This window comes from Nocardioides sp. NPDC047086, from assembly GCF_040643685.1.
Classification (GTDB): domain Bacteria; phylum Actinomycetota; class Actinomycetes; order Propionibacteriales; family Nocardioidaceae; genus Nocardioides.
Map to the genome: position 1 here is coordinate 14,673 of NZ_JBEYUV010000002.1, position 12,564 is coordinate 27,236.

Here is a 12,564-nt window from a genome sequence, read left to right on the forward strand (position 1 = left end):
GTCCAGTGGTGAGCGGCGAGCTCAGCGTATGAGCGTCTGAGACGGGAGCTCCTGGAACTGTGCCCGGTACGCCTGGGAGAACCGGCCGAGGTGGAAGAAGCCCCAGCGGGCGGCGATCGCGGTGACCGAGGTGGCGGTGGCGTCGGCGGCGAGCAGGTCGGTGAAGGCCCGGTCGAGCCGGGTCCGCCGCCAGTACTCCAGCGGGGTGGTGTCGAGGTCGCGCTGGAACCCCTCCTGCAGCGTACGGGTGGAGACACCGACCTTCTGGGCGAGCTCGGCGACCTTCCAGGGACGCTCGGGATGGGCCTCGAGGAGGTCCACGGCCATGCGTACGGCACGGGAGATCGTGGGAGAGAAGTTCTCGGAGACGATCTCCAACGAGGTGTTGGCCTGGATCGTCAGCAGGCCACCGATGAGCGCCTGCTCGTAGGGCGCCGCGACCAGCGGAGAGCTCATCAGCGAGCCGCCTGCCTCGACGTTGTCGTAGGCCAGGCGCACCATCTTCAGCCAGTCGCGCACCTCGGGCCGGGCGAGGTCGAGCGTGGGGTCGAAGACCACCGGTCCGGAGCCGCCGATGCCCGCGGCCGCCTCCTCGACGGCGCTGCGTCGGATGTAGACCTGCAGCTTCTCGCAGCCGTCGGACCAGAGCATGTCGACCGGTTCGGTCGGCGAGCCGATCGAGGCGCGGGTGCGGTCGGCGAGGACGACCTGCTCCCCCACCTTGACCTTGGCGGTGCCGGCCAGCGGGAGCTGGATCAGGTAGAAGTCGTCGAAGGTGCCGGGCGTGATCCGCACCTCGTCGCCGTAGCGCATGTAGTTGAGCATCACGTCCTCGCCCAGCGGCGCGGCGTTGTGCACCATGTCGAGGTGGGAACCGGCCTTGGTCAGCGCCAGGTAATGGGCACAGAACCGCTCGGCCACGGCTTCTCTGGCCTGGTCCACGTCGGTGGTGGCGACAACGGTGTGACGACCCAGCAGGGGACGGGGCAAGGGAGGCTCCTGGAGCGCGCTCGATTGACCGAAGAGCGTAGCGGAGCCCGCGCCGCGTCAGCGCGGACCCGGCGCAATCACTGTCTAAGGTCCCGGCCCAGGTCCTGACCCGGCCCGAACGAGCCCGGCCCGAACGAGATGCCGGTCCCACCCAGGCGTACCGGCATCTCGCCGTACTAGCTCCTCGCTGCCAGCTTCTCCACGAGTCTGGGAGTGATGGAGGCGTACGCCTTCGGGTCGATCGGGATCAGCCACTGCACCGCCTTGACCCGCTTGCTGACGTCGATGCCGACGTCACCGAGAACCTCGTCGATGTTGTGCATCGAGAACGGGATGATGTTGGTGCCGCGGGCGTGGTGGCCGTCGGTACGCTCCCGCATCCAGGCCAGCCGCGCGGTGACGTGGGCCTCCATCTCCTCCACCGACGGGACCTCGTGGCCGCCGTCGAGGTGCGAACCGATCCAGACGGCGCTCATCTCGGCCGAGAGCGGCGAGAAGAACGAGGAGTTGTAGCCGGCGAAGGTCAGGTCCGGCACCTTCAGCGGGAGGATCTGGCGGTAGAGCTGGTAGTCGCCGTTGTCGTCGGTGAGCTGGTCCTGGATCTCCGCGGAGAAGAACGGGAGCTCCTGCTTGAACCCGGTCGCCGTCACCACGACGTCGGCAGGCACCGCGCGCCCGTTGGCGAGCTCGGCGTACGGCTTGCCGTCCCTCGTCACGAAGGCAGCGATCTCGGTGTCGCGCTCGACGGCGATGTCGCCGGCCTCGACGCCCTCGAAGAAGCCCTCGGTGGCCAGCGAGACCGTCGAACGGGCGATGTCGGTGAACTGGCCCTTGGGCAGCAGCCCGAGCTTCTTGAGCTTGAGCTGGCCGGTGGTCACCGACTCGACGCTGCCGACCATCGAACCGGCCATCTTCGAGCCGCCCGCGTGCAGGGCCTTCTCGGCCCCGCGGATGCTCTGATAGGGGAACAGCCCCTCCCCCAGCCGGGTGAGCAGCAGCATCTTGTAGTTGAGGACGCCCTTGATCTTGCGAGGCATCTTCCACAGCAGCTGCCGTGCGACCACGGTGGTCGAGGCCGCCTCCTTGGCGATCTCGACGGCCACGTCGCAGGCCGACTTCCCGTAGCCGACGACCACGACGTCCTTGCCCGCGACGGCCTCCAGGTCGTGCAGCTCGCTCGCCGCGAGGATCCTGCCGCCGGCGGCCTCCAGCTCCTCGACCCCGTCGTACGCAGGGGCGAACGGCTCCGAGAAGACACCGCTGGCCACGATCAGATGGTCGTAGTGCTCGGTCGTCTCGTCGTCGGCCCCGGCAGTCGTACCGGCGCCGGAGGTGATGGCCCAGCCGCCCCCTCCAGCCGGCTGGGCCCTCCGCACCTCGGTGGAGAGTCTGATCATCGGGGCGAGCTCGAACTTCTCGACGTACATCTCGAGATAGCTCTGCACCTGCTCGCCGCTGAGCCACTCGGGGAACACCTTGGGCATCCTCAGGTCCGAGAGCGTGTAGGAGTCCTTGTTGTTCTGCGTCGTCAGGCCCGGGTAGCGCCGGGTCCGGCTCCAGACGCCGCCGACATCCGGGGCCTTCTCGTAGACGGTGACGTCATGACCGAGCTCGGTGAGCACCTTGGCCGAGGCAACGCCTGCGAACCCGGCACCGATGACCGCGATCTTCACTTTTCTGTTTCCTCTCGCAGCGGGGTCTGCGTAATGGAAACGCTAGAGAGGTCGAACGGCCCTCGCTATCCACGTTGCGCGGGTGGTATCCGGTTTGCGCGACGGGTTCAGCCTCGCAGGAGCTTGTAGACGATCACCGCCGCCGCGACGACGGCCACCCCGATGGCGATCTTCTTGCCGTAGTTCTTGATCAGCACCGGCACCACCGTGGCACCCAGGTCGAGCGCCTCGGTGCCCCCGCTGGTCGAGCCGCCGGAGCCGCTGGGCGGAGGCGTGTCGAGACCAACACGGTCCTCTCCGGCGCTCGATGGTGCCGTGTCGGTCTCGACACCGCTCGCTTCGCTCGCGGGCTCGACCAGCGGGGCAGGAGCAGGCGCCGACTTGGACTCCAGGCACGCGACGAACTGGCCGAGCAGCTTGTCGGAGACGTCCTGCATGACCCCGCGGCCGAACTGGGCGGGCTTGCCGGTGACGGCGAGATCGGTGACGATCTCGACCTTCGTGCCGGTGCCCTCCGGGGCCATCGTCAAGGTCGCGTTGGCGCCGGCCGTGCCGTTGCCGCGCTTGTCCCGTCCCTTGGCCTCCACGACCAGACGACGTGCGGCCTCGTCCTTCTCGACGAAGGTGCCGGAACCGGCGTAGACCATGGCGATCGGACCGAGCTTGACCTTCACCGTGCCGGTGAAGGTGTCGCCCTCGGCCGAGGTGACCTGGGCTCCCGGGAAGCACTCGGCGAGCGAGCCGATGTCCAAGAAGCTGTTCCAGGTCTCCTCGACCGAGGTCGGAACCGTGAACTCGTGCGTCAGGTCCACGCCTCAGCCCCCGAGGGCCTTCGTGATGGCGCGCCGGGTCAGCACCGTGACCAGATGACGCCGGTAGTCGGCGTCACCGTTGAGGTCGGACGGCGGCTCAGCCCCGTCCGCGGCCAGGGCCGCGGCGTTGCGTACGACCTCCTCGGTGGCCTGCTGGCCGACCAGCGCCTGCTCGACGCCGGCGGCACGCAACGGGGTCGAGCCCATGTTGGTGAGGCCGATCGCCGCGCCCTCGATCACGCCGCCGGAGACCTTGAGGGTCGCGCCGACCGCGCAGATCGGCCACTGGTGGGCGACCCGGACGAACTTCTCGTAGTGGGCCGTCCATCCGGTGTGCTTCGGGATGCGTACGCCGATGAGCAGCTCGTCCTCGGAGACGGCCGTCTCGAAGAGCCCCTGGAAGAACTCCGCGCCCGGGACGACCCGCTCGCCGGCCGGCCCGGCGATGACGAACTCGGCGTCCAGCGCGAGGGCCGGGGCTCCGAGGTCGCCCGCCGGGTCGGCGTGGGCGAGCGCGCCACCGAAGGTGCCGCGGTGGCGCACCTGCTCGTCGGCGACCGTCGCCGTGGCACGCGCGACCAGCGCGGCGTGCTCGGCGACCAGAGGATCGGTCGCGACGTCACAGTGGCGCGTCATGGCGCCGACGAAGATCGCCTCACCCTCGTCGCGTACGCCGCGCAGGGAGTCGATGTGACCGAGGTCGATGACCCACTCCGGGGCGTTGAGGCGCATCCTCAGCACGGGCAGCAGGCTCTGCCCGCCGGCGATGATCTTGGCCTCGTCGCCGTACTGCGCGAGGGCGGCCAGTGCCTCCTCGACCGTGGTCGGGGCGACGTAGTCGAACGATGCGGGAATCACTGGACATCTCCTTCCGTGCGGTCGACGTTCCCGGACATGCCCGTCGACGGATCGAAGTGCGGTGCGGCCGCACCGGTGGTCTCGCCACCGGCCGAGCCCTCGCTGATGGCCCGCCACACCCGCTCCGGGGTGCAGGGCATGGTCACGTCGTGCACGCCCAGCGGACGCAGCGCGTCGACGACGGCGTTGACCACCGCCGGGGTGGAGGCGATCGTGCCCGCCTCGCCGACGCCCTTGGTGCCGAGCGTGTTGGTGGTCGCGGGCGAGGTGGTGTGGTCGATGTCGAAGCTGATCGTGTCGGCGGCGGTCGGCAGCAGGTAGTCCACGAACGAGCCCGACACCAGGGTCCCGGCGTCGTCGTAGACCGCGTCCTCCCACAGCGCCTGGGCGATGCCCTGGACCAGTCCACCGTGCACCTGACCTGCGACGATGAGCGGGTTGATGATGTTGCCGATGTCGTCGCAGCAGACGTACTTCCGCATCTTCACCTGCCCGGTCTCGGTGTCGACCTCCATCGCGCACAGGTGGGTCCCGTGCGGGAAGTTGAAGTTCTCCGGGTCGAAGGTGGCCTCGGAGTCGAGGTTGGCCTCGACCCCGTCGGGCAGGTTGTGCGCGGCGAAGACCGCCGTGGACAGCTCGCCGATCGACATGCCCTGGTCGGTGCCGCGCACCGTCCACCTGCCACCGGTGAACTCCAGGTCCTCGACGCTCGCCTCGAGCAGGTGCGCCGCGATCGGCTTGGCCTTCTCGAGCACCTTGTCGGCGGCCCGCACCAGCGCCTCACCACCCACGACCAGCGACCTGGACCCGTAGGTGTCGTAGCCCTTGGCCGCGATCTGGGTGTCGCCGTGGAGCACCTCGACGTCCTCGAAAGGTACGCCGAGACGGTCCGCCACGATCTGGCTGAACGCGGTCTCGTGCCCCTGCCCGTGCGCGCTGGCCCCGGTGATGACCTCGACCTTGCCGGTCGGCGTCAGCCGCACCTGGGCGTGCTCCCAGCCACCGGCGCCGTAGTCGAGGCTGCCGAGGACCCGGGAGGGTGCCAGGCCGCACATCTCGGTGAAGGTCGAGATGCCGATGCCGAGCTGGACCGGGTCGTTGTTGGCGCGGCGCTCGGCCTGCTCGGCCCGGAGCGCGTCGTAGCCGAACATCTCCTTCGCCTTGGCGGTCGCGGCCTCGTAGTTCCCGGAGTCGTAGGTCAGACCGGCGATGGTCGTGAACGGGAACTCCTCGTGCTTGATCCAGTTCTTCTCCCGGATCTCGAGCGGGTCGACCCCGACCTCGGCGGCCAGCTCGTCCATCAGCCGCTCGATGGCGTACGTCGCCTCCGGCCGCCCCGCGCCGCGGTAGGCGTCGGTCCAGGTGGTGTTGGTGAACACCGTCTGGCAGTTGAACTGGTAGGCCGGGAACTTGTAGATCGCGTTGAACATGAAGGCGCCGAGCACCGGGACACCGCCGCCGACGATGGCGACGTAGGCACCCAGGTTGGCGTCGAGCTCGACCTTGAGGCCGGTGACCTGGCCGTCCCTGGTGGCGGAGAGGGTCAGCTTCTGGACCTGGTCGCGGCCGTGGTGGGCGGAGAGCAGGGACTCGGAGCGGGTCTCGGTGTACTTCACCGGCTTGCCGAGCCGGCGAGCGATCGCGAAGACGATCATCTCCTCCGGCGTCTGCTGGAGCTTGCCGCCGAAGCCACCGCCGACGTCGGGCGCGATCACCCGGATCTTCGACTCGGGCACGCCCGTGGTCGCGGCGAACGCGAACCGCAGGATGTGCGGGATCTGAGTGGCGCTCCACACCGTGATCTGCTCACCGGTCGGGTCGCACACGACGCTGCGCGGCTCCATGAACGCCGGGATCAGGCGCTGCTGGCGGTAGGTCCGCTCGAGGACGATCCCGTCGTTGCGGGCCGCCGAGATCGCCTCGTCGACGTTGCCGCCGGTGCCGGCCTGGGCGCTGTCGAAGACCCACAGGGCGGACTTGTTGGTGCCGAGATCGGGGTGGGCGAGCACCTCGTCCTTGACGGCCTCCTCGAGGGAGACGACCGCGGGGAGCTCCTCGTAGTCGACCTCGACCATCTCGGCGGCGTCGCGGGCGGCGGCCGCGGACCGCGCGGCCACGACCGCGACGATCTCGCCGGCGAAGGTGACCCGGTCGGAGGCGATCGGCGGGTGGGCCGGCGCCTTCTGGTCGGGCGTGATCGGCCAGGCGTTGATGCAGACGCCGAGGCCCTCGTCGAAGTCCTTGGCGGCCAGCACGGTCACCACGCCCTCGGAGTCCTCCGCGGCGCTGGTGTCGATGCTCGTGACCCGGGCATGCGCGAAGGGGCTGCGCACCATCGCCAGGTGCAGCATTCCGGGAAGGTTGATGTTGTCGGTCCAGCGGGTCCGACCCGTGATCAGGCGCGCGTCCTCCTTGCGGCGCCGGTCACGGCCGATCTCGTTGGTCTGCTCCGGACGAGCGTCTACGGCGGTCACAGCGCGTCCACCTCCTCGGTGGCGCCGCGCGGGTTGGCGGCGGTGGCCAGATGGCCACTGGCGTACTGCACCGCGCGGACGATGTTGTGGTAGCCCGTGCAGCGACACAGGTTGCCCTCGATGCCCTCGCGGATCTCTTCCTCGCTGGGCTGCGGGTTGCGCTGGAGCAGGTCGACGGACTGCATGATCATGCCGGGCGTACAGAACCCGCACTGCAGGCCGTGGCACTCGCGGAATGCCTCCTGGACGGGGTGGAGGTCGCTCTCGACCGTGTCGGCGAGGCCCTCGATCGTGGTCACCTCGCACCCGTCGGCCTGCACCGCGAGCACGTTGCACGACTTCACCGAGTCACCGTCGAGATGGACCGTGCAGGCGCCGCAGTTGCTGGTGTCGCAACCGATCACCGTGCCGGTCTTGCCGAGTCCTTCGCGCAGATACTGCACGAGCAGTGTCCGCGGTTCGACGTCGTCGGTGACTTTCATACCGTCGACGCGCATGCTGATCCGGGCCATGTTGTCTCCCTGCCAGACGTCGCTGTCCTAGTCAGAAACTGTGTGGGCCAGATCACAGTAGGACGCGCAGGGTTGGGCTCCGGTTGGCTGCCGTTCCGGCATACCTCTTCTTGGTCAGCGGCTGGCGGCCAAACGTGCCCTGAGCAGGGGCAACGCGGGGTGGGCGCTGCCGCCCAGGCGGCGCAGGCAGACGTCGACGACCTCGGTGTCGTAGGGAGCCAGCTCGCTGTAGCGCAGCACCGCGTCGGGCTGCGGGTCGGCGATCAGCGCCTCGCGCAGCGCGACCGCGACGTACTCGGCCATCTCGGCCAGCGCCGGGCTGTTGGTGCCGGGCAGGAGATCACCGCCGTACGCCTCCACCGCGGCCGCCACCCGGCCGTGCCGGATCAGGGTGAGGACCTGCTCGACGTCGGTCGCGACCGGCATCAGCAGACGGTAGGGCCTCGAGGCGACCTGGCCTCCGAGCGCGTGGCGCAGGTGGGAGACCTCGGCCTTGAGCGTCGAGAAGGTGACCGCCTGGTCGCCGTAGACCATCGCGTGCAGCCGCTCCAGCGAGAGGCCCTCGGGATGGAGCGCGAGCAGGGCGAGGATCTCGGTCTGGCGCCGGTTGAGCAGCAGCCGCTGCCCGTCGAGCCAGGTCTCCGCGGTGCCCAGCAGAGTCAGCACCAGGCCGGGCTGCTCGATCGCCTCGTCCTCGGCGCCCTGCGTAGGCAGCTTCGGCAGCGCCCCCTCGATGAGGCGCGCCATCACCCGGGCCGTGGCCATCCCGATCGGGTGGGTGCGGTCCCAGGTCGTGGAGAGGTCGAGGACGCCGAGGTGCTTGCCGGTGACCGGGTCGTGGAGCGGCGCCGCCCAGCAGACCCAGTTGTGCACGACCTCGGCATAGTGCTCGGGGCCGAAGACCATCGTCGGCGAGTTGGTCCGGTTGGCCAGGTCGAGCGCGTTGGTGCCGGCGCTCTCGTCGTCCCAGCGCCCACCCGGCACGAAGTTGACCGACTCCGCCTTGTGGCGCATCACCCGGCCGCCGTACGTCCACAGCACCCGCGTGTCCGGGTCGGTGACGGCGATGACCAGGTCGCCGTCGTCGGCGGTGCAGCGCAGCTCCTCCTCGACCCGCTCGACGGCCACCTGGAGCGGGGACCCGCGCCACATCTCGCGGGTCTCGTCCTCGTCGGCCAGCGGCGCCTCGCGCACGTCGGGCTTGATCGCCGTCGCCGAGCGCGTCCAGCTCGACAGGATCTCCGGCCTGACGAAGTCCTCGGCGGCGTCGCCGCTCTCCACGAAGGCGGTCCACGCCCGCGCCGCGCTGATACGGCGCTCCTGCAGATCGCTACGGACCATCAGATTCCCCTTCGGAGTCCGGCCCTTGGGGCTGGTCCTGCCAAGGTAGCACCCTGTGACGTGCCTCACGATCCCCTCGGTGGTACCCGCACGCGCCACGCTCGATCGCGGCTCCCGGGGCGGTGTCAGAGTGAGTGCATGACGACGCGCACCGCCACGACCTGGGCCGACTTCGAGACCGCTGCCAGACTGCAGGTCGACTTCAACACCGAGTACGCCTACCCCGCCCCGCCCGTCGAGGAGCTCGCCCGGCACCTCAGCCGGCTCGTCGACGGCGGGGACACGACGGTGATGCTGATCGGCGACCCCGCGGTCGGCCACGGCATCACCCGCTTCCGCCTGCAGACCACGGCCGACGAGCTCGAGGCCTACCTCGCCGAGCTGTACGTCGTGCCCTCCCGCCGCGGGCACGGACTCGGCACGATCCTGCTGCAGGCGATCATCGACGAGGCGAAGGCCCGCGGTGCGACGTACATGGACCTGGGGACGAGCGAGGACGACACCTCGGCCCGCGCGCTGTACGAGAAGTTCGGCTTCGACAACCACGAGGGCCGCGGCTCCGGGCCGCGGGCGCTCTACTACGAGAAGGAGCTGTAGCGCACCCGCGTCAGCGGTACTCCACGTCCTGGTGGATCCGGCCCTGCGTGCTGGCCAGGCGCTCGCCGGAGCCGCCCCAGCGGCCGGCGACGATCTCGGCGGCGATGGAGATGGCGGTCTCCTCCGGCGTACGGGCGCCGAGGTCGAGGCCGATGGGGCTGCTAAGGCGGGCGATCTCCTCGTCGGTGAGGCCGGCTTCGCGCAGACGGGCGAGGCGGTCCTCATGGGTGCGCCGCGAGCCCATCGCGCCGACGTAGGCGATGTCGGGGAGGCGGAGGGCGACCTCGAGGAGAGGTACGTCGAACTTGGGGTCGTGGGTGAGGACGGCGATCACGGTGCGCTGGTCGATGCGGCCCGCCTCGACCTCGGCACCGAGATAGCGGTGGGGCCAGTCGACCACGACCTCGTCGGCCGAGGGGAAGCGTGAGTTGGTGGCGAAGACCGGGCGGGCGTCGCACACGGTGACGTGGTAGCCGAGGAACGCGCCGACGCGGGCGACGGCGGCGGCGAAGTCGATCGCGCCGAAGACGAGCATCCTGGGCTTGGGCGCGAAGGACCACACGAAGACCCGCATGCCCTCTCCGCGGCGCTCGCCGTCGATGCCGTAGGAGAGCGTCTGGTTGGTGCCGTGAGCCAGGAGCCCGAGCGCGTCGTCGTGGACGGCATCGTCCATGCGGGCGCTGCCCAGGGAGCCCTTGACCCCCTCGGGGCGGATGAGGACGCGGCGCCCCAAGATCTCGGGGTCGGGATGCTCGATGACGGTCGCGAGGGCGATCGGGCTGCCGCTGCGTACGTCCTCGGCGAGCTCGCCGAGCTCCGGGAAGGTCTCCTGGGACACCTTCTCGACGAAGACGTCGAGGATGCCTCCGCAGGTCAGGCCGACCGCGAAGGCGTCGTCGTCGGAGACGCCGTAGCGGTTGAGCTCCGGCACACCGCTCTCCGCGACCTCACGGGCCACCTCGTAGACGGCGCCTTCGACGCAGCCGCCGGAGACCGAGCCGACCGCGCTCTCATCGGGGCCGACGAGCATCGAGGCGCCCGGCGGCCTGGGGGCCGACTGGAACGTCGCCACCACGGTGGCCACCGCCACCGTCTCGCCGGACTCCCACCACTTCATCAGATCGTCGAGTACGTCACGCACGCGCGATCACCTCCACCAGATCCTCGTACGTCGCCAGGGAATGTCCGGCGACGAATTCGTCCACGTGCGGCAGCACCGCGACGATGCCTCGCTGCAGTGGTTCATATCCAACTTTGCCACGGTGCGGGTTGACCCACACCACGCGATGGGCGAGACGATGCAGCCTCGCCACCTGCTCCTCGAGGAGCGCGGTGTCGCCGCGCTCCCAGCCGTCGCTCGCGATGACCACCTCCGCGCCTCGGGCCAGTCCTTGTTGTCGCCGCAGGAAGGCCTGCAGGTCGTCACCGAGCCGGGTCCCGCCCGACCAGTCGGGCACCGTCTCGCCGGCCGCGACGAGTGCGCGGTCGGGGTCACGGTGGCGCAGCGCGCGGGTGATGTCGGTGAGCCGGGTGCCCATGGTGAACACCGCGCCGCTCCCGGTCGTCGAGCTCACCCGGTGGGCGACCCGCAGCAGCACGTCGGCGTAGGAGCTCATCGAGCCGGACACGTCGATCAGCCACACGACGCGGCGCGGCCGCTCGCCACGCCTGCGGTAGTGGATCCCGGCCGGCTCGCCGAGGTGTCGCAGGCTGGCCCGCAGGGTGCGGTGGGCGTCGACGCGACCCCGCCGCCACTGCTCCTGTCGCGGCGTCCGGCGGCGCGGCGGCCGCGGACGGAGCCGGGCGATCAGCGCGGCCACCCGCTCCTGCTCGGCCGGGTCGAGGTCGGCGACGTCGCGATGACGCAGGGTCTCGAGATCGCTGGCGCGTGCCCTGATGAGGTCGTCGGTCTCCTCGCCCTCTCCCTCGCCCGCCAGCGGCTCGGTCTCGGGCAGGGTGGAGGTGAACGAGACGGCACGCGGCGGCCCCTGCGGACCCGGCAGCGTCGCCGTCGATCCGAACCAGGCTTCGAAGACCTGGTCGTAGCGGCGCAGGTCGTCCGGGCCGGCGCACAGCGTCGCCCGTCCGGCCGTGTAGGTGGCGGTCGGGTCACCGGCGCCGACGATGGCGGTCGCCTGCAGGAAGCCGTGGGCGCGGTCCTGGGTCACGTGCACCCCGGCCGCCCTGAGCGCCCGGGTGAAGCCGAGCAGGATCTCGGGGCCGTCGTTGCGCTCGCTTGCTGTGTTGGTTTCGACACGGGCTCGCTGGCGCTCGCCCGGCTCAACCAACGGGCTCACCCCGCTGGTCGAGCCGCCGGAGCCGCTAGGCGGAGGCGTGTCGAGACCAACACCGTCGTCATAGTGATCGCTCATGCCAGCAGCCGGTCCAGCGCTGCCCGGACGCGGTCGGCGTCCTCACGGTGCTTGACGAGCGCGCCGAGCGTCGTGGCGGCGCTCTCCAGGTCCAGCTGGGCCACTCCGAGGTGGTGCAGGGCGCGGGCCCAGTCGAGGGTCTCGGCGACCCCCGGGGGCTTGAGCAGGGCGTTCGCGCCCTCGGCGCCGCGCAGCTGCTGGACCACCGTGACCACCTGGCGGGCGAGCTCGTCGGCGACCTCGGGGGCCCGGCTGCGTACGATCTCGATCTCGCGGGCCAGGCCGGGGTGGTCGATCCAGTGGTAGAGGCAGCGGCGCTTGAGGGCGTCGTGGAGCTCGCGGGTGCGGTTGGAGGTGAGCACGACAACCGGTGGGACCGTCGCGGCGACCGTCCCGAACTCCGGGATCGTCACCTGGTAGGTGGAGAGCACCTCGAGCAGGAACGCCTCGAACTCGTCGTCGGCCCTGTCGACCTCGTCGACGAGCAGCACCGACGGCGCCTGGCGCAGCGCGGCCAGCACCGGGCGGGCGAGCAGGAACCGCTCGTCGTACAGGGACTTCTCGGCCTCCTCCACCTCCCCCGCGCCACCGGCCGCCTCGAGGGCACGCAAATGCAGGATCTGCCGGGCGAAGTCCCAGTCGTAGAGCGCCTGGGTGGCGTCGATCCCCTCGTAGCACTGCAGCCTCACCAGCGGCAGGTCGAGCGCCTCCGCGACGGCCTCCGCGAGCGCGGTCTTCCCGGTCCCCGGTTCACCCTCGAGCAGCAGCGGACGCTGCATCTTCAGCCCGAGGAACGTCACCGTCGCCAGCTCCGGGTCGGCCAGGTATCCGGTCGCCGCCAGGCGGTCGGCGATCTCCCGGGGCGTCAGGTCCATGACCTGAGCCTAGAACGCGAAGCGTTGGCTCAGGGTTGGACAACCTCCAAGGAGGGTAGG

At 70.4% G+C, this 12,564-nt stretch carries 11 protein-coding genes; 1 reads left to right on the forward strand and 10 read right to left on the reverse strand.

The window, feature by feature from the left end:
- Nucleotides 1-21 precede the first annotated feature (21 nt).
- From ABZ796_RS01960 to ABZ796_RS01990, 7 genes are all read right to left on the reverse strand, one after another.
- Nucleotides 22-990 carry an AraC family transcriptional regulator gene (locus ABZ796_RS01960; protein WP_357334186.1) on the reverse strand — a complete coding sequence of 323 codons (969 nt, stop codon included), beginning with the start codon at nucleotides 988-990 and terminating at the stop codon, nucleotides 22-24.
- A 176-nt stretch (nucleotides 991-1,166) separates the two neighbouring features.
- Nucleotides 1,167-2,663, reverse strand: coding sequence for an NAD(P)/FAD-dependent oxidoreductase (locus tag ABZ796_RS01965; RefSeq protein WP_357334188.1), 1,497 nt, complete (start codon nucleotides 2,661-2,663; stop codon nucleotides 1,167-1,169).
- Nucleotides 2,664-2,770: 107 nt separating this feature from the next.
- On the reverse strand, nucleotides 2,771-3,475 hold the full coding sequence (locus ABZ796_RS01970) for an SRPBCC family protein (RefSeq protein WP_357334190.1): 705 nt from the start codon (nucleotides 3,473-3,475) through the stop codon (nucleotides 2,771-2,773).
- A 3-nt stretch (nucleotides 3,476-3,478) separates the two neighbouring features.
- Nucleotides 3,479-4,333, reverse strand: coding sequence for a xanthine dehydrogenase family protein subunit M (locus ABZ796_RS01975; protein ID WP_357334191.1), 855 nt, complete (start codon nucleotides 4,331-4,333; stop codon nucleotides 3,479-3,481).
- Nucleotides 4,330-6,807: a xanthine dehydrogenase family protein molybdopterin-binding subunit gene (locus ABZ796_RS01980; protein WP_357334193.1), complete on the reverse strand. Its 2,478-nt coding sequence runs from the start codon at nucleotides 6,805-6,807 to the stop codon at nucleotides 4,330-4,332. The genes ABZ796_RS01975 and ABZ796_RS01980 overlap by 4 nt, the downstream gene beginning before the upstream one ends.
- The gene (locus ABZ796_RS01985; RefSeq protein WP_357334194.1) at nucleotides 6,804-7,319 is read right to left on the reverse strand and encodes a (2Fe-2S)-binding protein; all 516 of its coding nucleotides are present in this window, start codon (nucleotides 7,317-7,319) and stop codon (nucleotides 6,804-6,806) included. Before ABZ796_RS01985 ends, ABZ796_RS01980 begins: the two co-directional genes overlap by 4 nt.
- A gap of 114 nt (nucleotides 7,320-7,433) precedes the next feature.
- A complete protein-coding gene (locus ABZ796_RS01990) occupies nucleotides 7,434-8,660 on the reverse strand; it encodes a transcriptional regulator (RefSeq protein WP_357334196.1) in 1,227 nt (408 codons plus the stop codon).
- 138 nt (nucleotides 8,661-8,798) lie between these two features.
- On the opposite strand from ABZ796_RS01990, the gene ABZ796_RS01995 reads away from it, so the two are divergent.
- The gene (locus tag ABZ796_RS01995) at nucleotides 8,799-9,257 is read left to right on the forward strand and encodes a GNAT family N-acetyltransferase (protein ID WP_357334197.1); all 459 of its coding nucleotides are present in this window, start codon (nucleotides 8,799-8,801) and stop codon (nucleotides 9,255-9,257) included.
- A gap of 10 nt (nucleotides 9,258-9,267) precedes the next feature.
- Here the strand turns inward: ABZ796_RS01995 and ABZ796_RS02000 are convergent, their stop codons facing one another.
- From ABZ796_RS02000 to ABZ796_RS02010, 3 genes are read right to left on the reverse strand one after another with little or no spacing between them, the layout of a single operon-like run.
- Nucleotides 9,268-10,398 carry an XdhC/CoxI family protein gene (locus ABZ796_RS02000; RefSeq protein WP_357334198.1) on the reverse strand — a complete coding sequence of 377 codons (1,131 nt, stop codon included), beginning with the start codon at nucleotides 10,396-10,398 and terminating at the stop codon, nucleotides 9,268-9,270.
- Nucleotides 10,391-11,629, reverse strand: a complete 1,239-nt coding sequence (locus tag ABZ796_RS02005; protein WP_357334199.1) for a VWA domain-containing protein — start codon at nucleotides 11,627-11,629, stop codon at nucleotides 10,391-10,393. Before ABZ796_RS02005 ends, ABZ796_RS02000 begins: the two co-directional genes overlap by 8 nt.
- A complete protein-coding gene (locus ABZ796_RS02010) occupies nucleotides 11,626-12,504 on the reverse strand; it encodes a MoxR family ATPase (protein ID WP_357334201.1) in 879 nt (292 codons plus the stop codon). Before ABZ796_RS02010 ends, ABZ796_RS02005 begins: the two co-directional genes overlap by 4 nt.
- Nucleotides 12,505-12,564: the final 60 nt, after the last annotated feature.

Excerpts from the sequence above, each read along its gene's own strand:
- ABZ796_RS02010 (WP_357334201.1), bottom strand. The coding sequence starts at position 12,504 with ATGGACCTGACGCCCCGGGAGATCGCCGACCGCCTGGCGGCGACCGGA.
- ABZ796_RS01985 (WP_357334194.1), bottom strand. The coding sequence starts at position 7,319 with ATGGCCCGGATCAGCATGCGCGTCGACGGTATGAAAGTCACCGACGAC.
- ABZ796_RS01990 (WP_357334196.1), bottom strand. The coding sequence starts at position 8,660 with ATGGTCCGTAGCGATCTGCAGGAGCGCCGTATCAGCGCGGCGCGGGCG.
- ABZ796_RS01995 (WP_357334197.1), top strand. The coding sequence starts at position 8,799 with ATGACGACGCGCACCGCCACGACCTGGGCCGACTTCGAGACCGCTGCC.
- ABZ796_RS02005 (WP_357334199.1), bottom strand. The coding sequence starts at position 11,629 with ATGAGCGATCACTATGACGACGGTGTTGGTCTCGACACGCCTCCGCCT.